The 24,933-nt window shown below is 62.7% G+C and carries 26 protein-coding genes; 20 read left to right on the top strand and 6 right to left on the bottom strand.

Annotated elements, in window-relative coordinates; translation table 11 throughout:
* Window positions 1-30: 30 nt before the first annotated feature.
* From gspD to V0U79_RS04275, 16 genes are all read left to right on the top strand, one after another.
* Entirely contained in the window at window positions 31-2,055 is a 2,025-nt protein-coding gene (gene gspD / locus V0U79_RS04200; RefSeq protein ID WP_330198218.1) for a type II secretion system secretin GspD, read from the top strand.
* On the top strand, window positions 2,052-2,816 hold the full coding sequence (locus V0U79_RS04205; RefSeq protein ID WP_330198219.1) for a prepilin peptidase: 765 nt from the start codon (window positions 2,052-2,054) through the stop codon (window positions 2,814-2,816). The genes gspD and V0U79_RS04205 overlap by 4 nt, the downstream gene beginning before the upstream one ends.
* A gap of 9 nt (window positions 2,817-2,825) precedes the next feature.
* Window positions 2,826-4,931: a class I SAM-dependent methyltransferase gene (locus V0U79_RS04210; RefSeq protein ID WP_330198220.1), complete on the top strand. Its 2,106-nt coding sequence runs from the start codon at window positions 2,826-2,828 to the stop codon at window positions 4,929-4,931.
* Complete coding sequence (locus V0U79_RS04215) at window positions 4,928-5,980, top strand: rhamnan synthesis F family protein (protein ID WP_330198221.1); 1,053 nt, start codon at window positions 4,928-4,930, stop codon at window positions 5,978-5,980. The genes V0U79_RS04210 and V0U79_RS04215 overlap by 4 nt, the downstream gene beginning before the upstream one ends.
* Entirely contained in the window at window positions 5,980-7,599 is a 1,620-nt protein-coding gene (locus V0U79_RS04220) for a GspE/PulE family protein (RefSeq protein ID WP_330198222.1), read from the top strand. The genes V0U79_RS04215 and V0U79_RS04220 overlap by 1 nt, the downstream gene beginning before the upstream one ends.
* A complete protein-coding gene (locus V0U79_RS04225) occupies window positions 7,599-8,795 on the top strand; it encodes a type II secretion system F family protein (protein WP_330198223.1) in 1,197 nt (398 codons plus the stop codon). Before V0U79_RS04220 ends, V0U79_RS04225 begins: the two co-directional genes overlap by 1 nt.
* A gap of 9 nt (window positions 8,796-8,804) precedes the next feature.
* The gene (gene gspG, locus V0U79_RS04230) at window positions 8,805-9,206 is read left to right on the top strand and encodes a type II secretion system major pseudopilin GspG (protein WP_330198224.1); all 402 of its coding nucleotides are present in this window, start codon (window positions 8,805-8,807) and stop codon (window positions 9,204-9,206) included.
* Window positions 9,178-9,651: a GspH/FimT family protein gene (locus V0U79_RS04235; protein ID WP_330198225.1), complete on the top strand. Its 474-nt coding sequence runs from the start codon at window positions 9,178-9,180 to the stop codon at window positions 9,649-9,651. Before gspG ends, V0U79_RS04235 begins: the two co-directional genes overlap by 29 nt.
* The gene (locus V0U79_RS04240; RefSeq protein ID WP_330198226.1) at window positions 9,638-9,976 is read left to right on the top strand and encodes a type IV pilus modification PilV family protein; all 339 of its coding nucleotides are present in this window, start codon (window positions 9,638-9,640) and stop codon (window positions 9,974-9,976) included. Before V0U79_RS04235 ends, V0U79_RS04240 begins: the two co-directional genes overlap by 14 nt.
* A complete protein-coding gene (locus V0U79_RS04245) occupies window positions 9,973-10,617 on the top strand; it encodes a prepilin-type N-terminal cleavage/methylation domain-containing protein (RefSeq protein WP_330198227.1) in 645 nt (214 codons plus the stop codon). Before V0U79_RS04240 ends, V0U79_RS04245 begins: the two co-directional genes overlap by 4 nt.
* Window positions 10,614-11,492 carry a type II secretion system minor pseudopilin gene (locus V0U79_RS04250; RefSeq protein ID WP_330198228.1) on the top strand — a complete coding sequence of 293 codons (879 nt, stop codon included), beginning with the start codon at window positions 10,614-10,616 and terminating at the stop codon, window positions 11,490-11,492. Before V0U79_RS04245 ends, V0U79_RS04250 begins: the two co-directional genes overlap by 4 nt.
* Window positions 11,493-11,497: 5 nt before the next feature.
* Entirely contained in the window at window positions 11,498-12,511 is a 1,014-nt protein-coding gene (locus V0U79_RS04255; RefSeq protein ID WP_330198344.1) for a PilN domain-containing protein, read from the top strand.
* The gene (gene gspM, locus V0U79_RS04260) at window positions 12,508-12,993 is read left to right on the top strand and encodes a type II secretion system protein GspM (RefSeq protein WP_330198229.1); all 486 of its coding nucleotides are present in this window, start codon (window positions 12,508-12,510) and stop codon (window positions 12,991-12,993) included. The genes V0U79_RS04255 and gspM overlap by 4 nt, the downstream gene beginning before the upstream one ends.
* Window positions 12,990-13,469: a hypothetical protein gene (locus V0U79_RS04265; protein ID WP_330198230.1), complete on the top strand. Its 480-nt coding sequence runs from the start codon at window positions 12,990-12,992 to the stop codon at window positions 13,467-13,469. The genes gspM and V0U79_RS04265 overlap by 4 nt, the downstream gene beginning before the upstream one ends.
* A 144-nt stretch (window positions 13,470-13,613) precedes the next feature.
* Window positions 13,614-15,818 (top strand): reprolysin-like metallopeptidase, encoded by a 2,205-nt coding sequence (locus V0U79_RS04270; RefSeq protein WP_330198231.1) that lies wholly within the window; start codon window positions 13,614-13,616, stop codon window positions 15,816-15,818.
* Between the two features lie 11 nt (window positions 15,819-15,829).
* Entirely contained in the window at window positions 15,830-16,510 is a 681-nt protein-coding gene (locus V0U79_RS04275; RefSeq protein ID WP_330198232.1) for a hypothetical protein, read from the top strand.
* 45 nt (window positions 16,511-16,555) lie between these two features.
* Here V0U79_RS04275 and argC read toward each other — a convergent pair whose 3' ends face one another.
* The 6 genes from argC to V0U79_RS04305 all read right to left on the bottom strand — a co-directional run bounded on the left by argC (window position 16,556) and on the right by V0U79_RS04305 (window position 21,060).
* Window positions 16,556-17,482 (bottom strand): N-acetyl-gamma-glutamyl-phosphate reductase, encoded by a 927-nt coding sequence (gene argC, locus V0U79_RS04280; RefSeq protein ID WP_330198233.1) that lies wholly within the window; start codon window positions 17,480-17,482, stop codon window positions 16,556-16,558.
* Entirely contained in the window at window positions 17,479-18,798 is a 1,320-nt protein-coding gene (locus V0U79_RS04285) for an acetylglutamate kinase (protein ID WP_330198234.1), read from the bottom strand. The genes argC and V0U79_RS04285 overlap by 4 nt, the downstream gene beginning before the upstream one ends.
* On the bottom strand, window positions 18,795-19,808 hold the full coding sequence (locus tag V0U79_RS04290) for an N-acetylornithine carbamoyltransferase (protein ID WP_330198235.1): 1,014 nt from the start codon (window positions 19,806-19,808) through the stop codon (window positions 18,795-18,797). Before V0U79_RS04290 ends, V0U79_RS04285 begins: the two co-directional genes overlap by 4 nt.
* A 98-nt stretch (window positions 19,809-19,906) precedes the next feature.
* Complete coding sequence (locus V0U79_RS04295) at window positions 19,907-20,236, bottom strand: hypothetical protein (RefSeq protein ID WP_330198236.1); 330 nt, start codon at window positions 20,234-20,236, stop codon at window positions 19,907-19,909.
* A 133-nt stretch (window positions 20,237-20,369) separates the two neighbouring features.
* Window positions 20,370-20,639 (bottom strand): hypothetical protein, encoded by a 270-nt coding sequence (locus V0U79_RS04300; RefSeq protein WP_330198237.1) that lies wholly within the window; start codon window positions 20,637-20,639, stop codon window positions 20,370-20,372.
* A gap of 127 nt (window positions 20,640-20,766) precedes the next feature.
* A complete protein-coding gene (locus V0U79_RS04305) occupies window positions 20,767-21,060 on the bottom strand; it encodes a hypothetical protein (RefSeq protein WP_330198238.1) in 294 nt (97 codons plus the stop codon).
* Window positions 21,061-21,186: 126 nt separating this feature from the next.
* Here V0U79_RS04305 and kdsB point away from each other — a divergent pair, with 126 nt between their 5' ends.
* From kdsB to V0U79_RS04325, 4 genes are read left to right on the top strand one after another with little or no spacing between them, the layout of a single operon-like run.
* Window positions 21,187-21,969 (top strand): 3-deoxy-manno-octulosonate cytidylyltransferase, encoded by a 783-nt coding sequence (kdsB, locus tag V0U79_RS04310; protein ID WP_330198239.1) that lies wholly within the window; start codon window positions 21,187-21,189, stop codon window positions 21,967-21,969.
* Window positions 21,966-22,586, top strand: a complete 621-nt coding sequence (locus V0U79_RS04315) for a histidine phosphatase family protein (protein WP_330198240.1) — start codon at window positions 21,966-21,968, stop codon at window positions 22,584-22,586. The genes kdsB and V0U79_RS04315 overlap by 4 nt, the downstream gene beginning before the upstream one ends.
* Entirely contained in the window at window positions 22,583-23,725 is a 1,143-nt protein-coding gene (locus V0U79_RS04320) for a CaiB/BaiF CoA transferase family protein (protein WP_330198241.1), read from the top strand. Before V0U79_RS04315 ends, V0U79_RS04320 begins: the two co-directional genes overlap by 4 nt.
* Window positions 23,722-24,927: an NAD(P)/FAD-dependent oxidoreductase gene (locus V0U79_RS04325; protein WP_330198242.1), complete on the top strand. Its 1,206-nt coding sequence runs from the start codon at window positions 23,722-23,724 to the stop codon at window positions 24,925-24,927. Before V0U79_RS04320 ends, V0U79_RS04325 begins: the two co-directional genes overlap by 4 nt.
* Window positions 24,928-24,933: the final 6 nt, after the last annotated feature.

Below are 24,933 nucleotides of genomic sequence, written 5' to 3' on the forward strand. Positions count from 1 at the left end.
AGACACAATCAGGTTCAAAGGGTTGCGCGTATGGCAGGGACGAATTGGCTTCGCGGATGGGGCGTGGCGCTGCTGGCGGTCTTCATGACGGCTTGCGCGACCTCCATGCCGACACTGCCGGCAGGCGGGCCACTGTCCCGGCTTCCCGATACCAACCCGGCCACCAATACGGGTGAGATCCGCAATGCCGGCAGCCAGACAATTCAGGAAGCCGGCGACGAAAACCGCCTCGAGGAACAAATCATCTACGGCAGCGGCCAGCGCGTGCGCCCCGGCTCGCTCAGCGCCGATACGCTGCCGGGCGGTGCCTATACCGTCAATTTTGCCGATGCCCGCGTCGATGAAGCCGCCCGTACAATATTCGGCGATCTGCTGGATGAGCCCTATTCGATCGATCCGCGGGTCCAGGGCCGGGTTACGGTCAACACGCCGCGCCCGCTGTCGCGTGAAGGCTTGCTGGCCCTGTTTGAAGCCAGCCTGTCGGTCAACAATGCGGCGCTGGTACTCGCCGACGGGGTCTACCGCGTCATGCCGGCCGGTGAAGCCCAGACATCCGGACTGGCGCGCGTCGCCGGTGCCAACCAGCCGGGCTGGGGCGTAACCGCTGTGCCCTTGCAATTCGTGTCAGCCAACGAGTTGCGGACACTGATGGAATCCGTGGTGACGCGGCCGGGCGCCCTGCGCGCTGATGCGGCCCGCAACATGCTGCTGATTGTCGGTTCGGCGCCGGAGCGCCGTAATGCCGCTGCCGCTGCTCAGGCTTTCGATGTCGACTGGATGGCCGGCATGTCGGTCGCACTCATCCCCTTGTCGAACGCCAATGCGGAAGACGTGATCGAGGAAGTCCGCACGATCTATTCCGCCAGCTCGGATGGTGCGTCCGGCGCCCTGCGCTTGCAGGACGTCGAACGTCTCAATGCCATTCTGGCCATTGCGCCCAGCCGTGCGCTGCTCGATCAGGCCCGCCAGTGGGTAGCCCGCCTCGATACAGGCGGCGCTGATGGCTCCACACTGCGCACCTATTTCCTGGAAAACGGCGAAGCCGAGGAAACCGCCGCCCTGCTCAGCGAATTGCTGGGCGATGGCGCGATGGGCGGTGTGGCCCCGGATCTGGAGTCCGGCACCGCCTCGTCTTCCGGCAGCAGCGGACGCGGTGGTGGCGGTATCCGGGTCATCGCCGACACCATCAACAATGCCATTCTCGTGCTTGCCGACCCGGCCGGACAGGCTCTGGTCGAACGGGCGCTTGAGGCCATTGACCGTACGCCGTCCCAGGTCGTGATCGAGGCCGTCATTGCCGAAGTCACACTGAATGACACGCTGCGCTATGGCGTCCAGTTCTTCTTTGAAGGCGATGGCGTGGACGGGGTCGGTGATTCCGTGCGTGGCGGCTTCGGCGTTGACGGGTTCGACGCCGACGGCAATTTCCCGGGTTTCAATGTCCTGCTGGAGACCGGTGGCACGGCCCGCGTTGCGCTGGATGCCCTGTCCAGCGTGACCGATCTGACCGTGGTGTCCTCGCCCACTGTTCTGGTGCGCGATAATGCCACTGCCAATTTCCAGGTCGGCGATGAAGTGCCGATCGTGACCCGCCAGTCGAACTCGGTCGTCAATCCGGACTCGCCCGTCGTCAACTCGGTCGAGTTCCGCGATACCGGCGTTCTTCTCACCGTGACGCCACGGGTCTCGTCCACGGGCATGGTGACGCTCGAAATCGAGCAGGAAGTCTCCAATGTCGCCAGTGGCACCGCCAGCACGCTGACTCCGACGATTTCCACACGCTCCCTGTCCACCACGGTTTCCATCCGGTCGGGCCAGACAGTGATTCTGGGCGGGCTGATCGACGAAAGCCGCAATCAGGTGCGCGACGGCATTCCCGGCCTCGCCAGCGTTCCGGTGCTCGGCGATATTTTCAGCCAGACCTCGACGACCACCTCGCGAACGGAATTGTTGATCTTCCTGACACCGCGCGTGATCAATTCGGACGAGGAAGCGGCCGCCGTCACCAATGAAATCCGCCGCCGGATGGAATTGCTCGCACCGGAATCGAATTGATCGGCCCGTTCCTCGACGTCTTCCTGATCGCCGCCGGCCCGTTTATCGGTAGCTTCATCACCGCATCCTCCCGCGCCTGGCCGGACTGGCGGCAGATTGCGCTCGGCCGGTCTGCCTGCAGTGAATGCGGGCACCGTCTGCGGCCCTGGGAACTGATCCCGGTCGTCAGCTTTTTTCTGCAGAAAGGAAAATGCCGGAAATGCGGGGCGCCAATCTGGCCGCTGCACCCGGTCGGCGAGATCGTAGCGCTGATCATTCCCCTGATCGCCGTTTTGGCATTCGATGGCGGCTGGACGCTCGCTGCCAGCCTGTTTGGCTGGGTCCTCCTGTTCGGAGCGCTGGTGGATCTGCGGACTTTCCTTTTACCGGACGTGGTGACGCTGGGACTGGTGCCGCCTGGCCTCGCCCTGGCCTTTCTGTCAGGCGGCCCCGGCGGATTTCTCGAACACCTGCTGGCGGCCCTGCTGGGGTTTGCCACGCTTGCCGGCATCGCTTGGCTTTACCGGCGCCTGCGCGGACGCGAAGGCCTGGGCATGGGTGATGCCAAGCTGCTGGCCGCCGGAGGGGCCTGGGCCGGACCTTTTGCGCTGGCCTGGAGCGTCGCAATCGGCGCCGGCGTCACGCTTTTCATTGTCTCCATTGCGCAGCTTCTCGGCAGCAAGACAGAGGCCGAAACACCCGTCCCGCTGGGCCCGGGTCTCGCAGCCGGCTGTTATCTGGCCTATTGTTTGCCTTCATTGGTACAAACAACTGCGGGATAAAGACTTTTCGTGTTCAGACGCCACGCTCTCCAGCTCGGTCCCAGCCGGTCCCAGACCCGCAAGCCCGTCAGCATGTGGGCAGAGCCCTGGATGAAATGGCGCGAGAATGGCTGGCGGGAACTGATCTGCCCGGCCTGTCACGAACTGCACCTCATGCCCAAACGGCTGGATGCCAGCCCGCCCTTCGAACCGCGGGAACGTTATTCGCTCTATCAGTGCGAAGCCTGCGGGACGCTTCATTACCCGGATGCAGAGGTATTCGAGTATGAAAGCCGCAAGGATGCCGACCTCGCCCGGAAATTCTACCTGGAGGTCGGTGCCGGGCTCGACTCCATGATTGCGCCCCTGGCATGGGCCGGCATGGATGACATCGATTCCCTGCTGGAGGTCGGCGGCGGCTATGGCTTCTCGGTCGATTTTGCCAGCCGCGAGCTGGGCTGGTCGGCGGCCAATATCGACCCATCCTTTCTGGCCCGCACGGGCGCACGAGACCTCGGTCACACCCACGTCGCGGCCTATCTCAGTCCCGGACACAGACTGGCCGACCAGTCATTCGACCTCGTCCTGTCCTCGGAAGTGATCGAGCACGTCAAGGATCCCGATCCCTTCATCACATCCCTGACGGCCGCGCTGTCACCCGATGGTGTCCTGCTGCTGACGACACCGAACGCCGCGGTCGTGCATGAGGAGGCGAGCGAGGAAGACCTGCTGCCCGTGATTACGGCCGGCCACCATGTCGTCATCTTCTCGAAGCAAGGCCTGAAGTCCGTGCTGGCCCGCGCTGGCTACTCGCACATCGTGGTCGAGGAAAACGGGATGACACTTCTCGCGGCAGCCTCCAGGCGGCCGATCGACGTTGATTTCAATGCCCGGCCCGACCGGTCACGATTGCAGTCCTATCTGGCCGGCCGGATGGATGCGCTTGGCGCCGATCATTCGCTTTTTGCGGCCTTTGCCGTGCGCCTGATGAAGGAGTATGTGCATACCGGACAATGGGACAGGGCCGAGGAAATCTGCACCCGCATCAAGCAACGCTGGCTGGCAGATTACGGGTTCAGCCTGGACGTGCCGGGCAGCCTGAACCCGGCTTTCGTGCGGCACGGCAAGAATGAAAGACGGCGATTGAGAGAGTTCGCCGCACAGCAGCCCTTCTCGCTCACCAGCGCGCTTTATTTCTCCGCCTGTATCGACCGCGAAGCCGGTCGTACAAGGAAGGCTATCGAAGGCTTCGAGGCCGCCGCACGGGTCTCGGAGACGATGCAGAAAGTCTTCGCGTCCATGTATGCGTCCTGCCGCGAAACCGAGGATCTCGGCCTGCGCGGCCGCCTGAGCGCCGCCGAACTCGGCGCCTCACGGCGCCCCGGCCGTTCTGCCCGCATGATGCTGAAAGTACTGGGCATTATAACGCCTGCCTTGCGGGAAGAATGGTATCGCATCGCCTGCCATGTTTTTGCAGCAGGCGCCCTGACAGGACGAAATGACGAGGTTGCGGTTCTTCTTCCCTTTGTCCGGGGACATCTGGATGAACAGCTGGCGAGCGAACAGGATTTCTCCGCAGTGGAAGGCTATGCGGCGGCAGGCATCGCCGGCCTGTACGCGGAAGCCGGAAAGTCGCAAGACGCCGCCAAATGGTACACCCTGGCCGCCGGAGCCATGACGGACCCGGCCGAGAACGCCATTTTCGTTGGACGGGCGAATGCGATGGCAGCGCCTTCCGGCAATCCGGGACAACGTTTCATCGAGAGCCTCAATTCAGAGGATGTCGAGACCGCCCGGTCTCTTGTCGGCACGGTGAAGGCGGGGCCGGTAGAGACACCGTCCATTGCCTTTGCCCTGGGGATCTATCACCTCAATATCGAACCGGATGCGACCGAGGCGATGCGCTGGTTTGCTGCCGCGCGGGAATTCGCGTCCGGTGATGAACGCATCAATGCCGAGCTGCATCTGGCAATTGCCGCCGAGCGCCTGCCTGAAGCCCGGCGCCGAAACACGCTCCCGGCCTTGCTGGGTCAGCTGCAGAAAACGCACCCCTCCGATCCAGATTTGGGGTCGCGGATCAAGGATTTGGCGGCTAGGTATAACGCCGGAGCAGGCACGAAGGAGGCTCTATCGTGAGCTGGCGCCGCTATGTACGCTGGATCAAATGGCCGTGGCGCTGGGTTTTCGACCAGCGTGAGCGCAAGGATTACATTGCGCAGTTCACGTCCTGGACGATCGCCACGCTGATCGGGCCGCGCTCCATGGTCCGCCAGACCTGGGACGGCAAGGACAATCTTGCTTCGGCACGCGATGTCGCCATTCTTGTGACCTGGGACATGAAGGGCCGCGTCCACGACTTCCTCATCGAGCATATGAAGGCGCTGAAGAAGGCGGGCCGGACGGTCATTCTGGTTTCCAACAGCCCCGAATTTCCCGAGGACGAGGTGGCAAAAGCCCTGCCGCATTGCGGGCTGGTCGCATGGCGTCACAATCGCGGCTATGACTTCGGCGCCTATCGCGACGGCGTCCTTCTTGTCCCGGATTATGACCGTCTCGACTCGCTGATCCTGATCAATGACAGCATTTACGGCCCCTTCCAGCCGCTGGCACCGCTTCTGAAAAAGGCCAAAGCTGAAAAAGCCGATGTCTGGGGCATGACCGACAGCTGGGACACGCGCTGGCATTTGCAGAGCTATTTCCTGTTTTTCCACGCAGCGGCGCTGCGGAACAAATGGGTGAAGGCGCTCTGGCAGAACTGGACCCACGTCCAGTCCAAGTCCTGGATCATCAACAAGCTCGAAATCGGCCTCACCGGCCGCATTGAACAGCAGGGACTGAAATGCGCCGCTCTCTTCCCCTATCGCTCACAGGTCACAGCCTTTGCCAACACGGTGCGTGACAATGAAATGCTCGCCGATGAAAGCCTGCCCGAACCGCATCGCAGACTGCTGGAGCGGATGCTGGAACTGGCCGATGCCGGCGCACCGATGAATCCCTGTCACTTTTTCTGGGACCAACTGATCGTCCAGGGCTTCCCCTTCATGAAACGGGAAGTCCTGACCGCCAATCCTATCGGTATGCCGCGTCTGTATGAGTGGAGCGACGTCGTCGGCAATAACAGCAAATACGATCCCGACCTTGTTGTCCGGCATCTGCGCGCCATCGCCAAGAACCGGGTGGTGTGATGGACGCGGCCACGGACACCAGCTGGATCGAAACAATCGCCGGCCTGTCCGAGGCAGATATCAGCCGTGCCCGGCGGCTTGCAGCGGAAACCGGGGAGCGCTTGCCGCGAGCGTTGAAACGGCTGGGTGCTGCGTCAGATATTGCCATCGCCGATGCACTGGCCAATGCCACGGGCGTGCAGAAGATCGCTCCATCCGAGTTTCCCGGGCACAAGCTCGACGCCGGGAATATTTCTCCGCAATTCCTGCTTGATGCCTGTGCGCTGCCGGTTGCGGAAACCGAAGACTGCATCATCCTGGCCGTCGCCGATCCGACCGATCCGTCACCGGCTGAAGGCGTACGCCTCGCATCCGGCAAGCCGGTCGAGATCCGTGTGTCCGCCTTCGCGGATATCGAAGCCGCCCTGGGCCGGCTTTATGGCAAGGACAATGCGGCCACAGACAGTTTCGATGAGGATTTCGGCGATGGTGAGGATCTGAAAGATCTCGCCAGCGAGGCGCCTGTTGTCCGCCTGGTCAACGAGCTGTTCGCCGACGCGCTGAAATCACGGGCCTCGGACATTCATATCGAGCCTTTCCGCGACCGGCTGCGCATCCGCTTCCGCATTGATGGCGTCCTACATGACCGGCCCTCCCCGAAGCCCGGCCTCGCCCGGCTGATCACCAGCCGTGTGAAAATCCTCGCCAGTCTCGATATTGCCGAACGCCGCCGGCCGCAGGACGGTCGCGCCCGCGTCACGATTTCCGGCCGCGCACTGGACCTGCGGGTTGCGACCACACCGACCGCTCACGGTGAAAGCGTCACCATCCGTCTGCTCGAAGACCGGGATACACAGGTGAAGCTGGACGATCTGGGCCTCTCCGAAGCCCAGCGCACGGAACTGACTGCCCATCTCAATGCGCCCTTCGGGCTTGTGCTGGTGACCGGCCCGACCGGGTCTGGCAAAACCACGACACTGGCCGGCGCGCTGGATCAGCTGAACACGACCGAACGCAAGCTGATTTCGATCGAAGACCCGATCGAATATCAGATCGAGGGCGTCAACCAGATCGCGGTGAATGCCGGTATCGGCCTGACCTTTGCCAGCGTGCTGCGCTCGGTGCTGCGCCATGATCCGGATGTTATCGTTGTCGGCGAGCTGCGAGATGGCGAAACCGCCGAGATCGCCGTCAATGCGGCCCTGACGGGACACCTCGTCCTGGCCACCGTCCACACCAATACCGCCGCCGGTGCTGCGCCGCGCCTCATCGACATGGGCGTGGATCCGGCCCTGTTGCGCTCCACGCTCCGCCTCTCCGTCGCCCAGCGCCTTGTCCGGCGCCTGTGCGAGGACTGCAAGGAGCCCGACACGCCACCGGAAGACCTGAAATCCGCCTGGAAGGCCGTGGGATGCGAGAAATGCTCGGATACCGGTTATCGCGGCCGGATCGGCGTTTTCGAATTCATCGACATGCGCGGCGAGCTGTCGGATGCGCTGAAGCCCGGCGTGGCTGCCTCCGAGATCGAGAAACTGGCGCGCAAGAAGAAGATCGCCTCCATCCGCGAGGATGCCATGGCCAAGATCGAGGCCGGCCTGACCAGCGCGGCGGAAGTTGACCGCGTCCTCGGAGTGAACTGATGGCCAGTTTCGCGGTCCGCGCGATCCGGCCTGATGGCGGCGAAGAAACCATCCGCATCGAGGCCGCTGACAAGACCGCCGCCGCCGCGGCCGTTTCGGCGCGAGGTATGACCCCCATTCGCGTGCAACCGGCCGCCCAATCGGCCACCCGCCGAGCATCCGGCCGTTCCCGGAAGCTGGCGACACGCATTGTCCGGGAATTGTCGGTGCTGATCGCTGCCGGGCTCAGCATCGAACCGGCCCTGGCGGCCCTGTCGCGTCACGCCGCTGACAAACGCCTGAAGAATATTGCCGACACGCTGCTGGCAGACGTTCGCGGCGGCGCGTCACTGTCTGAAGCCTTCGCCAAACGGTCCGATGTCTTCCCTGCGCCTTTCCCCGAAATTGCCGAGGCCGGTGAAGCCGGCGGCGCTCTGGGCAAGGCATTGGGCGATCTGGCGGACAATCTGGAACAAAGGCAGGCGGTCGAAGCCTCCATCCAGGGTGCGCTGGCCTATCCCGGCTTCCTGATGGCCATGGCAATTGTCGCCATGGCCGGCCTGGTCAGTTTCGTCATCCCGCGTTTCCGGGGCCTGTTCGAGCAGATCGGCCGCGAGGTGCCGGAACCCGCAGCGACCATTTTCGGGATTTCGGAAACCATCGCCGCCGTATCGCCCTACGTGTTCGCAGTGCTGCTCGTCGGCTTCATTACGCTGCGTCTCACCCTGACGCGCCCGGCTTTTCACGAGGCCTTCGACCGCTGGCTGCTGGGTCTGCCGGCGATCGGCAAGGCGATGCGGGTGATCATCGCCGCGCGCTTTTGCCGGGTGCTATCCCTTCTGTTGAAGAACGGGCTGTCGGCAGCCCCCGCCCTGCGCCTTTCCGCTAATGCCGCGGGCAATCGCTGGGCCGTCCGCCGCCTCGGCGATGCCCTGGCCGAGGTACGCACCGGGCGCGGCTTTGCCGACCGGATCGAGGCCACCAACGTCCTGCCGCCCATGGCCGCCGAGCTGATGTCCGTCGGGGAGGAAACCGGCGATCTGGGCGAGGCTTCCCGCCGGTTGGCGGATTTCTACGAGACGCAATTCGAGCAGAATGCTAAGCTGACGGCACGGATCATCGAACCGATCGTGATTGTGTTGACGGGTCTTGTCATAGGCATCGTCATCATATCGATTCTGCTGGCTATGGTCAGCATCAACGATATCGGACTCTAGAGGCCCGCCATGAAGAACGCTCAAAGCCGGACAGTCGATCGCCGCAAGGGTTTTTCCCTGACCGAATTGCTGGTGGCGCTCTTTATTCTGGCGCTGGTCGCAACGCTGGTGGCGCCGCAATTCTTCCGCTTCATCGGTCAGGCCAATAGCCAGACCGCCACATCCCAGATCGAGAGCATTGCCACCCAGCTGAATTTCTATCGTCTGGAAAACGGTGATTATCCTTCGGGCGGGGAGGGCCTGTCGGTTCTGGTCATGGATGGCGGCCGCGGCGTGCCCGATGACCCCTGGGGCCAGCCCTATATCTATGAATATCTGGGCGCGGGTCAGGCCCGGGTCGGCACCTATGGTGCTGACGGCGAGGAAGGCGGCGAGGGCGAGGATGCGGACATTTTCCGCAATATCCAGTAACCGCAAGGGTTACACGCTCACCGAGCTGCTGGTTGTTCTGGTCGTTCTGGGATTGGCCGTTGCGCTGGTCGCCCCGGCATTGTTCCGGTCTTCACCGCAAAGCCGTCTGAACAATTCCCTCGCCCAGCTCGAACAGGCCGCCCGTTTGGCACAAACTCAGGCCCGGCTGACCGGACAGGACACGCTTTTACAGGTCGATCTGGATGATCGGACGCTGACGCTTTTTCCTGGCGAGGAGAGCTTCCAGCTGGACCGGGCCGTCGAGATACGCGCCACTGTCGCTGAACATGAGCTCGACGGAAACCTCGCCAGCATACGTTTCTTCCCCGAAGGCGTGACGACCGGCGGTACATTCCTTCTGACCCTGGATAACCGGCAGGAAGCGCTGCGGATCAGCTGGATTACCGGCCGCATCGAGGAGGTCGACCCCGATGAGTTCGAATAAGCGCGGCTTCACCCTGATCGAGGCAGTCATTGCCATGGCCCTCGCCAGTGCCGGCCTCGCCTCGGTCTATCAGGTCTATGCCTCGGCTGCGCGCGCCGAACGCGCCTCCGCGGAAACCGAAACCGCTATCCGCCTCGCTGAAATGCTGTTCGCTTCAGGTGAACCCGGCACGGGCGAGGCCGAAGGATTTGCCTGGACGGTCTCGGTCGCACCAACGCCCGGCTTCGACGGGCTGGAGCAGGTGACCCTCACCCTAACCACACAAGCCGGGCGGACGATCGAATTGCAACGCGACCGGCCGGTGCGATCGGAGGGAGCGCAATGAAGCGCGGCTTTACCCTCGCCGAGCTTCTGGTCGCGCTGGCGCTGACCGCGCTGGCCATCGGCGTCATGTCCGAGGGCGTGCGCCGCACGATCGACTTCCAGCAAAGGCTGGAAACCGCCCGCATGGACCGGGAAAGCCAGACTGCCACGCTGAATGCCATCCGCAGCCGCCTGGAGCGCCTTGTGCCGGCAAGCCTGCCCGCCGCCGCCGAGGGAGAGCAGAGTACGATCCTGTTCGAAGGCAGCGCAGCCCGTCTGGCCTTTGTCGCGGCAGATCCCGGCTATCCATCACGCCCCGGTCTTTACGAGTACCGGCTGGAGATCCTCTCGCCGGACAACACGGACGGCGCTCCGGATTCGCCGGCGATCCTTCTGTCCCGGCGCGGGCTGTCGGCACTCGACGAATTCGGCACCGCCGAAGGACCGCCCTTCCAGAGCTGGGAGCTCGAACTGACGGAGCCTCTCACCTTCAGCTATGGCAACGATGCCAGAAGCCTGCAGTCCAGCTGGCAAGAAAGACAATCCTTTCCGGCCTATCTCGCATTCCTGACCGAAGACGGCGGTTTGCCAGCCATCCTTGTGACCCTGCCGCGTGCCGCACCATCACCCGATCCCGAAGCGGCGGGAGAAGCGGCACCATGAATGATCGCCGTGGCCTTTCCCTCCTTATCGTCATTGCCCTTTTGGGCACACTGGCCGTAACAGCCGGAATGGCAGCGCTAGCGGCCCGCATCTCCACCTCCTATGCCTTTGCCGGCATGGAGCGTCTGCAGCTCGACAATGCCATCGACAGCGCTGTCGCCAGGACAGCCGTGCGCCTGTCGAACGAAGATGATCGCTGGATCGCCGATGGCCGCCTCTACGAGATGCAGATCAACGGGCTCGGCCTGCGCATCCGGGCCCAGGCCGAGCCAGGCCGGTTTGATCTCAACCACGGGTCGGCCGAGACGCTCACAGCCCTGCTTGAAGACCTCGATGTCTCATCGCTGACGGCCCGTCGGATTGCCGGTGCCATGATCGACTGGCGCGATGAGGATGACACGGTTGGCGAAAACGGGGCCGAAGCCACGGCCTATCGGGCGGCGGGGCAGATGCCACCCGGCAACCGGGCTTTCCTGGCGGTCGAGGAATTCCGCAATGTTCTCGGCGTCGACGACGGTATTTACCAACGGGCAGCGCCGTACCTGACCATTCATGGCGGCGAAGCCGTAGCGGCCCGCTACGCGCCGCCCGCTCTGATCGAAGCCGCCGGTGTGTCGGCTGGTGATGCGCGCCGCATCGTATCGGCCCGCCGCGGCAATCGCCCACCACCGGAATCCGATGGCGCCGCTCGGTTCGATCCCGCACAACCGGCCATCTATGCCCTGTTTGTCGAGGCTGAAGCCGCCAGCGGCGCCCGGCTGGCGCGGGAAGTAATTGTCAGCCTTCCGGGCGAGCAAAGCTTGTATGATACGCTGTCCCGTCATAGCCATGTGTTCGGATATGCGGACTTTCTCGACCCGGAGCCGGATCATTGACGTCAGTGACAGACACCATGCGGCGCGGCCTGTCGACCTGGCGGGAATGGGTTGATACCGCCGCGGCTGAATTGCCGGGAATTGGCGGCCTGTTCGCCCGCAAGTGGCGCGTACTGCGCTATGACGGCTCCGGCTTGCGATATACGAACAGCGAAGGCGAAAGCATCGAGATCACTGCCCACGAGAATGGTCCGGCCGCCCAGGCCGAGATCGCCCGGCTGGGCAGGAAAGGCCCCCTTGTGCTGAGAATTGCCGGCCCGATGGGCTTTCGCCGGAATGCCAGCTTTCCCTCAGCTGCCAGAAAACACCTCGACGAGGCCATCGAGCTCGCTCTTCCGCGCCTGTCGCCGCTGCCACCGGAAGACATTCTCTTTGCTGCCGACCGCTCGGCGATGGAAGAAAGCGACGACCGGATCAGCCTGCCGGTCTCGATTGTCCGCCGCTCTGCGCTGGAAACTGCCCTTGCGCGATCAGAGGAGCTGGGCCTGCAACCCGCTGCCGTTGATCTCGAAAACGGGGACGGGTCCGGCGCGCCGGTCATCGATCTGCGCGAAGGCCGCTCTGCACCGTCCGCCGGGCGTTCGGCCTTCCGGCTTCTGGGGGTAATCAGCCTCGTGCTGGTTGTCGCGGCCTCCGGTTTCATGATGGACCGGACAATGCGCCTCGATCCGCAATATGCCGCTGCCCGCCGCCCGGCCAGTCTCGAAGCAAGGCTCCAGGCGGCGATCGAGCACGCCGAGGCCAAATCGCGGGCGGGGTCCGCTGTGGCCGCCCTTGCAGATCTCAGCCGCCGGCTGCCGGACGGCGCCTATATTACCGGTTTCAACTATGAGAATGGTGTCATCACGATTACCGGCCTGGCCTGGGATGCCGCGGCCTCGCTGCGGGCGCTCGACAGCGCTGCCGAGTTCGTGGACGTCGCATTTGACGGCGCAACGCTGCGCGACGAGGAAACCGGCCGGGAACGCTTCCAGCTGACGGCCCGCCATCGCATTGCCGAAGACGGGGGCGGTTCATGACCCCTGAATTGCGCCGCATGATTGCCCTGTGTACCGCGTTGGCCATTCCCCTCGTTTTGTCAGCCTGGCTGGTCGTATCGGTTCTGGGCTGGCTGCAGGTACAGACCGACATCGAACAGGCCGAAGCGCAGCGCGCATTGCCGCCCGCAGCCGACCCGGCCCGCTATCTGACGCCCGGCGAGAATTTTGCGATCGCCAGTTCCAATCTGCAGAGCCGGCTGACGGCCGCTGCCCGGGAGGCCGGCGTGACGGCCAGCAGCGTCCAGATCGCAGCGGAAGACGATAATGACCGCCTTCGCATGACACTGGATTTCCAGGCTGAGGGTGAGATGGAAAACCTGGCGGAATTGCTGCATGCACTTGAAGCCGGATTGCCGGCCCTGATTGTCGAGGATGTCCGCCTGACGCCGATCCGGCGCAGCACGAACCTGCAACTGACCGCGACGGTCCGGGCCCGCCGCGAACCCGGAGGCGGCACATGACGACCCGCCTCAAAATCATGCTGGGAATTGCCGCCATTCTGGCCGTTCTGACTGTAATGCGAAACCTTGTCTGGACGGGTGATGCTGGCGTCATCCCGCCATCAGCGCCACCGCAAAACGTTGAAATCAGGCAGGAAACCGGGGAGTTTTTGCCACCCTTCGATGCCTTTGAAGCCATTGTTGACCGGCCGCTTTTCCGCCCCGACCGCCGGCCCGCACCGGTCGAGATCGCCGAGACCGCGATAACACCCGAAATCCTGCCGTCACAGGCAGGGGAACCCGATTTCCTTGTCATCGGCGTTGTCACCGGTCCTGACGGCGGTGTCGCCACTCTGCGGAGCGATACGGAAACGGTCCGCGCCTATGTTGGCGATACGATCGAGGGCTGGCGAATTGATGAGATCGACAGCAATGGTATCGAGGTCTCGCGGGGCGGGAACCGCTACAGGCTGCGGATCGGCGAAGACGACGACTGAACCGGCGATCGCCCGCACTTTCGCCGACATGGAAACAACACCCCAAACGCGGTGCCGAAGCGTTGCAGGCGTAGGGATTCTCGCTATGCTTCCGGCAACTTGGAAAGCGGCCGCCGCGACCGGCGGACATCGAGGAGTGTGAGTATGTTGAAGTTCATCATCGCAGCTGCAGGCCTGTCGATGTCCGCGGCGAGTATTGCCAATGCTGATGATATGTTCCAAGGCACTGAAGTTCTTGCCTATTCTGACGGCCCGTCGAACGAAATCCGCTTCTCCAACCTGTCGCCGGATGTCATGGAGATGGCGCCCGGTGACCGCATCGATCTGAATTTCGGCCCGGGATATTCCGCCGAGCTGGACCGTATTGATTACCAGGCCATGGGCGCGCGCACCTGGATTGGCCGCATCGAGGGCGGCGATCTGGGCGACCGCGTCATCATTTCCGAACTGAACGGGATTGCCTTTGGCCGCATTGCCACCGCCGAGGGTGTCTGGGAAATCCTTCCGGGTGCGAATGGCGGTCACCGGATCATTCGTCATCCGGACAATGCGGTGATGGAAGACTGGGGCGATGATGCTGTCGTGCCGACCGTGTCCGAGATCGTGTCCTACGCCAGCACGGCCGAAGCGGGCGGGGAAACCATCGCCAATGCCGTCCCGGTCGGATCAAATGGCACGATCGACATCGCAGTCGTCTATTCCCAAAGCATGATGGATACCTGGGGCATCGCTCTGGGAGGCCGTATCCAGTACCTGGTTGCCCTGCTGGACCAGGCCCTGATCGACAGCGATACCGGACTGCGTGCCCGGCTCGTGCATGTCAGCGCCGTGTCCGCCAGCGAAACCGCCAGCAATAGCGACACGCTGTACGATCTTCAGGATGGCGCCGGTTCCGGAATCGCGTCCGACAACAATCCGGGCGGGGCCGGACAGGATTTCAGTGCGCTACTGGCGATCCGCGACGCTGTCGGCGCCGACCTCGTAGCGTTGATCCGCCGCCATTACAGCGGCTCTGGCACCGTCAGCCGGTCGGGAAGCGGCTGCGGCCTGGCTTTCATCAATGGCAGCTCGTCGGATACGATCACGCCGGCCAGCGCTCCGAATGGCGTTTCCGTCATCAGTGATTTTATCAATGGCAATGACACCAATCTTGGCGACGGCTATGCCTTCTGCTCGCCGCTGACGCTCGCCCACGAGATCGGTCACAATCTCGGCTTCGCCCATAATCTGGAAGACACGACGGCGGGCAATGGTGTCCGGGACTTTGCCCATGGTCACCGCGTCGATTGCGAATTCCGCACGATCATGTCCTATGGCTCTGACAGCCAGGTGAGCTGTCCGGGTTCGGGCCCGAACGAAGCTGAAGTCACCTACTTCTCGAACCCCGACATCACGTCTTGCCCGGATGGGGCGGCTTGCGGCATCGCTGCCCCGTCGCCGGACCTGTCCGCGCCGGCGGCCGATAACCAGGATCCCGCAGACAATGCCCGCGCAGCCCGCGAGGAAGGCCTGAATGTCGCCAACTTCCGCGCCGAAGCGCCGCAGGTCCACTCGTCCGTGCTCCCGATCATGCGATCGGTCCAGAACGGAGAGCCGGCAACGGCGTTTGCCACGATCATCAATCCGGCCGGTTCCGGCGGCACGGCAACCGGCTGCGGATTGCGCCTTGCCGGGTCCGACGCCTCGACGTTCACGTTCCAGACGACAACGCCCGCAAATGCGCTCGACGGCACGGCCAACACGCCGGTGGATATCGCAGAGGGCCAGGCCCAGAATTTCCTTTTCGCGGTAACCTCGGCAACATCCTTTAACGACAATACCAATTCGGTTGGCTCGGCTGTGCCCTCCGAAAACGACGAACGCGATTTGTTCATCGAGGCCTTCTGTGCCAACCGGCGGTCGGATCAGTTCGTGCTTGGCCTCAACACGCTGACCTTCGCGTCGGCCGCGGTCGAGACGGCGGATATCATCGCCCTCGCTGCAACGGTGAACAGTGATGGCTGGGTCAATGTTCCGACAGACGGGAACATGACCGGCATCGCGGCTGTCGCCATTACCAATGTTGGCCAGGGTGCGGTCATTACCGCCTCGGCGGACACGGGTGGCCGGACGCAGGAAATCGAGTCCATCCTGCTTTGCGGAACTGACGCTGCAGGTGCCTGCGTGACCTCATTGTCCAGCCAGGTGAATGCCATCCTCAATACGGACGGTGTCGCGACTTTTGCGGTCTTCGTTCGCGGCAATGGCAATACAATTCCCGAAGACCCGGCCAACAACCGCATCTTCATCCGTTTTAACGAGGGATCGATTCCGCGCGGAGCCACCAGCGTTGCCGTCCGGACCCAATAGGGAGAGACCCAATGAGACGACACCTTTCGCTGATCAGCATAACTGCCGCGATTCTTGCGGCCGCACCGTCCGCCATGGCCGAGATAACGGTTAGCGAGGACAATGGTGTCTGGGGTGTCGCAGCGGAAGGTGAAGCTCTCTCGGAAGTGCTTGAGGTGCTTCGCGATGAAGCGGGCTTCCGTCTCGTCGGTGCCGACCGTCTCGTTGATGACGGCCCGGTTACTGTAGACCTGTCCGGTTCGCTCGGTGATGTACTCGCCCGTTTGCTGGCCGGATTCGACTATGCACTCGTCTACGGCGAAACACCGGAAACCGAAGGCCGGCTGCAAAGACTGGTCTTGCTGTCTGGCAGAAGCGGCGATGCGCCGGATGAAAGCCAGAGGCTGCGCGTCGAGCGTATTCCCACGGAATTGTCCGAGGAAGACGGAGAGCGCGTCAGCGATCTTCTGCAGCGCCAGGTCCAGCCACTCATTGACGCCGAAAACGGCTCTGATGGCAGTGCCACAACGGAAACGGCTGTAGCATCCGCCTCGCCCTCCTCGGCATCGCCAACGCAAAACGCGGGCAGTAGCGATTACGAGCTCGACCCGGAGACCCAGGCGGCACTGGCAGAGGCCACGCGGCGGGCGCAACAGGATCTGCAGGCATTGGTGAATGCCTTGCAGGCAGCGGAAAACAACAACGACAATTAGGGTCCGTCCGGGCCAGGCGGTCTTGCTGCGGCTGACGGCCAGAGCTTAATTGTATTCGGGAAGGCCCAGCGCCAGAGTCAGATTCTGTAGCGCCTGAACTGCCGCACCCTTCTGCAGATTGTCGAGCACCGAGACCACGGTCAGGTGCCGGCCATCGCCGGACAGGCCAAACCCGCCGATCATGGCGCCGGACCGGCCGGCAATCATGGCGGGCTCGGGAATCTCCTCCACCACCTCGATCAACGGTTCATTCTCGTAATAGGCCCGATAAGCATCCTGGCAGCCGCCGGCCGTCGACATGCCGATGATCGGAATATGCACCGTTGTCATCAACCCGCTGAAGAAGGGTGCCACATGGGGTGTGAAATGAATGTCGACGCCCAGATGAGCCGCCATTTCACGTTCATGTATATGGCCGGTCAGCGCATAGGGCATCAGATTGTCCGCCAGCGCGGCGAGATCATTCTTCCGCGACGGGGTTGTGCCGGCGCCGGAATAACCTGACACGCCGAAGACATGCGCCGGACCCGCGGCCATTTCGCGGATTGGCGCAACAGCCAGCTGCCCGCTCGTCGCATAACAGCCCGGATTGGCAATGCGCTTCGCACCGCGAATGACTTCACGGCCATAGATTTCCGGCAGGCCGTAAATCCAGTCATCGCTGAAACGCCCATCGGCAGAGAGATCAACGATGACGGTAGCGTCCGGTGTTGCCGCCACAAAAGGAGCACCGGCGCCATTGGGCAGGGCCAGAACAACACCGTCCAGATTGAATGAGGCGATATCGCCCGGCTCGACATGCTCGAAGCAGAGATCAGTTTCCAGCTCCGGCGCCGTCTCGCAGATTTTCTGACCGGCGAGCTCCCGCGAGCTGGCCACAACCAGCTCCAGATCATCGCGCTGCGATAAGTGCCGCAGGATTTCGCGGCCGGTATAGCCCCGCCCGCCGATCAGCCCGATCCGCGCCCTCATCCCTTGCGCTCCAGCGTTTCCGGCAAGCCATGGATTTTCTCGACCATACCAGGCACGATCGAAAGGTCGCTTTCGCCTTTCCAGAACACCGTCCAGTCACCCTTGCGGATGGCACCACCGCATTCCTGGAAATAGAAGCTGTTGACCGGATTGGCCGAGCGCGAACGCCAGTAGATGCGCGGCGCATAATCGATCATTTCCTGCCAGACGGCGCGCGCCAGACCTTCGCCGCGGGCTTCCTCGAGGACCGCAAACTTGTCGAGATAGGCAACATCCCCGAGCCGTGAAACCAGCGCGGCGGCCCGGTAATTCTCGGTCACGAAAAGGCGTTCGAATTTCAGTTGGTCCCAATAACCGGCGATCGGCTTGCGCCCGAATGCCTCGGCGATCAGGGCTTCCAGCCGCGGCCAGTCGACATCGGCCCTGTTCTCGAACGTCAGCAATTTCTCGCCGCGCCGGATCAGCGTGCCCGCACCGGCATGCGTGAACAATTCCTGGGTCAGGGCGGCGGGTGAAGTAATCGAGACCGAACTGGTCAATGGCAAATCGTCGAGCAGGGCCTGTATCTGGTCGATTTTCACACGCATGCCGCCTGTGATCCAGTCGGCCGCAAAAAGGCGCTCGCGATCGCTGGCAAGGTTGAGCGTCGAGATCACCTGGCCTTCATCGTCCAGCAAACCACCGGTTTCGGTCAGGAAAATAATCTTGTAGGGCTGCAGCACTTTCACCAGTGCCGCCACCGCGTGATCGGCGTTGATATTCACCAGCTTGCCGTCTTCCGTCTCGCCGAGACAGGCCAGCACCGGGATCTCGCCGCCGCGGACTGCCGCATCGATCAGATCCAGCTGCACGCCGGACGGTTCTCCGACACGGCCGTAAACCGCCTCGTCCAGCAAATTGGCATCGAACACGCCGGTCGGGACACTGGCCGCGCGGCCACCGCATTCCCGGATCGCGTCGACGATCGCAATATTGGCGGCGCTCAACGCCTTGCGGATAACCGGGATCGCCGCTTCCGGCGTCACCCGCAGGCCATTGACGCGTTCGGACGCAATGCCGCTCGCGGAAAGCGCTTCATCCAGTTGGGGTCCACCCCCATGAACAATGATCGGAGACAGGCCGACCGTCTGCAGAAAGGTCAGGGCCGCCGCCAGCCCGTCGAGATCATCGCGGATTACCGCGCCGCCAATCTTCACGACCGCGAAGCGCGACTGATCGATCTGGGAAAACCGGTTGAGATAATCGCGCACTTCCTTGCCGTCGCGCATGTGCGACAGCAATTGCACGATCGTGGCACGCGTGGCGTGGCCGGTCATGATGCCGGGTCCATGTCGCGGGCCAGAGCCTCCAGCATGGCCTTCTGAACATGCAGGCGGTTTTCAGCCTCCTCGATGCCGAGGAAGGCCGGTGAATCGACCACGCTGTCGGCGATCTTCACATTCCGCCGCATCGGCAGACAATGGCTTACGACGGCATTATTGGTCAGCGCCATCTTGGCGTCGTCAATCATGAAACCGGCACCCTTGGCACGATAAGGCGCCTCGGCATCCCAATTTCCGTAAAAGGGCAAAGCACCCCAGCTCTTGGCATAGACGGCATCAACGCCGGAATAGGCCGCCTCGACATCGGTCATGACCTCGAAGCGGGTGCCGTGCGCCGCGCAATTGTCCTCCGCAGCGGACATGTAGCGATCGTCCAGCCGGTAGACATCATCCGGGATCAGCATTCGCAGATTCATTCCGAATTTCGACGCGATGAGGACGGCAGAATTGGCCACCGCCGTATTCAGCGGACGCGGATGCGGAACCCAGGTCAGAAGGAATGTCTTGTTCTCGACCCGGCCGAGCTTTTCCTGAAGCGCCATCATCAGCGCCAGTTCCTGACAGGGGTGGACGATGGTTTCCATGTTCACGACCGGAACGCTGGCATGTTTCGCAAACGCCATGATCAGCGGGTCTTCCCGCTCGCTGGTCCAGTCCTGGAAATTCGGAAAGCATCGGATCGCGATCATGTCGACATAGCGCGACAGCACTTTCGCGGCTTCAATGACATGCTCCTCGGCCTCGCCATCCATAACCGCGCCCTCGACCATTTCCATCGGCCAGGTTCCGGCGCGGGCATCCAGCACCACGGCATGACCGCCCAGCTGGACGATACCGATATCAAACGAACTTCTGGTCCGCAGCGAGGGATTGAAGAAAACCAGCGCCACGGATTTTCCCGCCAACGCAGAACTCGACGCACCCGCCTTCAGCGCCCTGGCACGGTCAAGCACATGTTGAAGCTCTTCCTGGCTCCAGTCCTGGGTCGATAAGAAATGGCGCATGGCGATCATCCCGATAAAAAAAGCCCGGCTCGACGAGCCGGGCTTTCTTAGCATCAGCCTGCCGTGTTGAAAGCAGGCGATATCACTTTGGGGTCCGCTTACTGCGGGCTTTCCTGATAGCCTGACGTCTGGCGGGAACCGACAGAGTCGCGGCCAGCCTCACGGATGGCTTCCCACTGCGCAGCCGTGCGGCAGATCCGCTGGCGGCGGAGCTGGCCGGTCACGCGTTCGGTCCGGCAGATCTCGCGGTTCGGGTCAGGCTCGTTCTCGGCAGACCGTGCCGGCGTTGCCGGTTCTTCAGCGGCCATTTGCGTTGCAGCGGGTGCAGCCGGTTCCATCGCATCATTGGAGGCCATATCGCCATCCTCGGATGTCGTGGCACAAGACACCAGGGCGAGCCCGGCAATGGCAATCAGAAATACTCTCACGCTAAATCCCCTCTGGAAAATCAAAACTCAATGGTCCGCACCGGACCGGTACTGGCCGGGGAAACTGCAATTTCAGGTCCTGTGTGTCAAAATACGATTCTGTAAGGTCGCAGATCCCTGAATTATTTCAGCCTCAATACCGCTGATAGCCGGTCGCCTGGCGGTGACGAAGCCTGTCCTGCCCGGCCTCCTGGATCGCATCCCATTCTGCCTGGGTCCGGCAGATACGCTCGCGCATCCGGGTGCCTGTCGGCGATTCATACCGGCAGACCAGATCGTCGGGATCGGGACGGCCAACCTCACCCTGGTCTACATAGCGGGGTCCTGCGGCATCTGGCATTTCGTCCGACGCCATATCCGGCTCGGCGGTTGTGGCACACGCTGAAAGCAGTCCCGCAGCCATAATCAAGACCATAAATCGCATAGCCCTCGCCCTTTCCTTGCAGCCCGGGAAAGAACCAAGCGCTTTAATGACCGCAGCTCAACTCAAATTCCGGTGAGAATTTGCTGAATTAAATGTCCCTCAGGCACTAATAGGTCGATGCGGAGCCAGTCTGGCGGTGTTCCAGCAAGCGCTGGCCTTCCCGCTGCATCTCTTCCCACTCGGCATAAGTCCGGCAGACCGGCTGGCGAATGCGGGTTCCCGTCGGCGAGTCGACGCGACAGACGATCTCCTCATCGCCGATTTCGCCAGCGGTACCCTGGTCGATATAACGCGGCGCGGCATACTCGGCGGCCATGACCTGAGCCGGCATGGCGTTTTCGCTCGTGGTCGCGCAAGCAGCCGCAGCCAGGGCAGCGATTGAAACAAGAAGAAGTCTCATGATTTTCCGTCTTTCCCGGTTTTCGGCGTCAATGGGATACCGGCTCTGACTGTGCATCAAATCAACAATAGTTGATACAGGCGATCGAATGCCGCAAAACCGCACAAGACAAACCAACGGATTCCCATGACCGTTCTTGCTGTAATCCCTGCCCGATATGGATCGACGCGCTTTCCCGGCAAGCCGCTTGTGCAGATCGCAGGGCGGGCCATGATCGAGCGTGTCTGGCGTCACACATCGGCGGCAGACGGCATTGACCGTGTGGTCGTCGCGACCGACGACCAGCGCATTGCTGACGCCGTCCAAAGCTTTGGCGGCGAAGCTGTGATAACGCCTGAAACCTGCCGCAACGGAACCGAGCGGGCACTGGCCGCACTCGATGCGCTCGGTGGCGATGCGGAAATCATCATCAATGTCCAGGGCGATGCCGTACTGACCCCGCCCTGGGTGATTGGCGCCGTCCCGGTGGCCATGCGCGCCGACGCGTCCATCCAGATGGCTACACCGGCCGTGCGAATGCCGCCGGACACCGAAGCCAAATTCCGCGCTGCCAAGGCCGCCGGTGAAGTCGGCGGAACCACAGTTGTCTTCGATAAAGCCATGAACGCGCTTTATTTTTCCAAGACGGTGATCCCTTTCCAACGCAATCCCGAAGCCGGCACACCGACATGGCAGCATATCGGGCTCTATGGCTATCGCGCCGACACGCTCCGCAAGATCGTTTCGCTCGAGCCCAGCCCGCTGGAACTCGCCGAAAGTCTCGAACAACTCCGCGCGCTGGAAAACGGGATCCCGATCCGCATCGTCGAAGTGGATTATCGCGGCCGCTCGGCCTGGTCGGTCGATGCGCCTTCCGACGCGGTCGAGGTTGAAGCCATCATTGCCCGCGAAGGCGAGCTGGTTCCGTGACGCTGCTTCTGCTCGCCCGCCATGGCAATACGTTCGGCCCCGGTGACCGCATCGTCTGGGTCGGCGCGCGCGAGGATCTGCCACTGGTCAAGTCCGGCGAAGCCCAGGCCGCCGCGCTGGGAGAGAAGCTGCGCGAGTTCGACCTGGCCCCCGCCAGCATCGTTTCCGGCCCGCTGAAGCGCACGCGCCGCGCCAGCGAGATCATCAAGGCTATCACCGCGTCCGATGCACCGATCGACATCGATACGCGTCTGACCGAGATCGATTATGGCAGCTGGGGCGGCAAGACGGATGAGGAGATCGACGCCGAGTTCGGCCCCGACGCCATTCCGGACTGGCGCGAGCACCACAGGCGTCCTGCCAATGCCGGCTGGTCGCCCGACGATGCCGCGCTTGAGGCCAATGCGTTGGGCGTTCTGGCGGATCATCAGAGCGCCCGCAGCCCGGCGCTGGTCATCACGTCCAACGGCATATTGCGCTATTTCCATGCCGCGCTCGGCTTTGATGGCGATGCCAAGGTGAAGACCGGCCATGTCTGCGCAGCGCGCCATGACGGACGCCAGTGGCGCCCTATCTTCTGGAACATCAAGCCTGAAGACATGCCGGAGGTATCATGAGTGGTCCGCTGGACGGAATTAGGGTGGTCGAGCTGGCCGGTATCGGCCCGGGCCCGCTGGCCGGGCAGTTGCTGGCGGATCTGGGCGCGGATGTGATCTCCATCGACCGCAAGGCGGAGAGCATTCTTCCTGACCGCCCCAAGGATGCCAATCGCCGTAACAAGCGCTCGATCAGCATTAATCTGAAAGCCGACGGCGCAGCTGACATCGTTTTGAAACTCTGCGCGGATGCAGACATTTTCTTTGAAGGCTTCCGCCCCGGCGTCGCCGAGCGGCTGGGCCTGGGCCCGGAAGCTGTCCATGCCGTCAATCCGGCCATGGTCTATGGCCGCCTGACTGGCTGGGGACAGACCGGACCGCTGTCCGACCGGGCGGGTCATGATATCAATTATATTGCGATTTCGGGCGCCCTGGCGGCGATCGGGCCGAAAGATCATCCCGTTCCGCCCCTCAATCTCGTCGGTGATTATGCAGGCGGGTCCCTGATGCTGGTCTACGGGCTGATGGCAGCGCTGGTGTCGGCGAAAACAACCGGCAAGGGCCAGATCGTCGACACCGCGATGACAGATGGCAGTGCCGCGATCATGAGCATGATCCATTCCATCCTCGATGCCGGCCTTTGGCAGAACCGGCGTGAAGCCAACTATATCGACGGCGGCGCGCCCTTCTATCGCTGCTACGAGACGGCGGACGGCAAATTCATGGCCGTCGGCGCGCTGGAGCCGCAATTCTTCGCTCTGCTGCTCGAAGGTCTGGGGGCCGATGCGGACTGGAGCCAGCGCCAGCATGACCGCAATGCCTGGCCGGAAATGGAAGCCGAGTTCGCCCGGCGCTTCCGGACGAAAACCCGTGATGAATGGGCGGCGGTCTTCGAACCCGTCGATGCCTGCGTGTCGCCGGTTCTCGACATGATCGAGGCCCGCTCGCATCCGCACAATGTGGCGCGCCAGACCTTTGTCGCGGCCGATGGCTATACCCAGCCCGCGCCCGCGCCACGCTTTTCCGGTCACGATCTGATCACAAGACGCGGCGCCTTCTTCCAGGGTGAGGATACATCCGCCATCCTGACCGAAGCGGGCTACAGTGAGGATGAAATCGGCCGGATGATCGACAGCGGAAAGGTAGAGCAAGCCCGGTGAGTGATCAGATTATCATTATCGGTGCCGGTCAGGCCGGCGCCCAGCTGGCCGACAGCCTCCGCCGCGAAGGCCATGACGGCCCGGTCACCCTTGTGGGAGCGGAAAATGAACCGCCCTATCAGCGCCCGCCCCTGTCGAAAGCCTATCTGCTGGGCGAAATGGACGAGGCGCGCCTGCCGCTTCGGCCCTACAGTTTTTACGAGCAGCGCAACATCATTCCGCGTTTTGGCGTTTCGGCGATCGCTATCGACCCGGCTGCCAGAACCGTCACGCTCGATACCGGCGAAACATTGTCCTACGGCAAGCTGGCGCTCTGCCTTGGAACCGCCGTGCGCATTCCGCCCATTCGCGGTGTGGACCGGCCGCATGTGCTGACCCTGCGCACCCTGGAAGACAGTCAGCGGCTGAAGGCCGCCATCGATAAGGCCCGCAGCGTTGCCGTGATCGGCGGCGGCTTTATCGGGCTGGAAGTGGCCGCAACCGCCCGCAAGCTGGGCAAGACGGTGACGATCCTTGAGGCGCTTGACCGGGTGATGAAACGCGCGGTCAGCGAGCCTGTCTCCCGCTTCTTCGAAAACCTGCACCGGGACAAAGGCAGCCAGCTCATTCTCGATGCGCGGATAGCGGAAATCCTGCCGGACACGATCGCCATGACCGACAGTACGGAAATCCCCGCCGAGCTGGTGGTGCTGGGCACCGGAGTGTCACCGGTCGATGATCTGGCACAGGCCGCCGGGCTGGAGTGCGACAATGGCATCATCGTCGATGAATACTGCCGCACCTCTGATCCGGATATCGTGGCGGCCGGCGATTGCGCCAACCATCCCAATTTCCTGACCGGGGAACGTCTGCGCCTGGAATCGGTTCAGAATGCGATCGACGAAGCCAAGATCGCCGCGAAGACGCTGACCGGATCGCTGGACATCTACAAGGCTGTGCCCTGGTTCTGGTCAGACCAGTTCGACATCAAGCTGCAGATGGCCGGCCTGTCCGGTGGATGCGACGAAGCCGTGACCCGCGGCGATCCTGCCAGCCGGTCCTTCTCGATCTTCTATTTCAGGGACGGGCTGATGATGGCCGCCGATTCCATCAATGCACCGGCCGATCACATGGCGGCGCGGCGCATTCTTGCCAATGAGGCACGCGCGATCACGCCGCAACAGGCAGCTGACCCTGCCTACGACCTCAAACAGGCCTTCTGATCAGAC

The sequence above is a fragment of the Hyphobacterium lacteum genome (assembly GCF_036330345.1).
Classification (GTDB): domain Bacteria; phylum Pseudomonadota; class Alphaproteobacteria; order Caulobacterales; family Maricaulaceae; genus Hyphobacterium; species Hyphobacterium lacteum.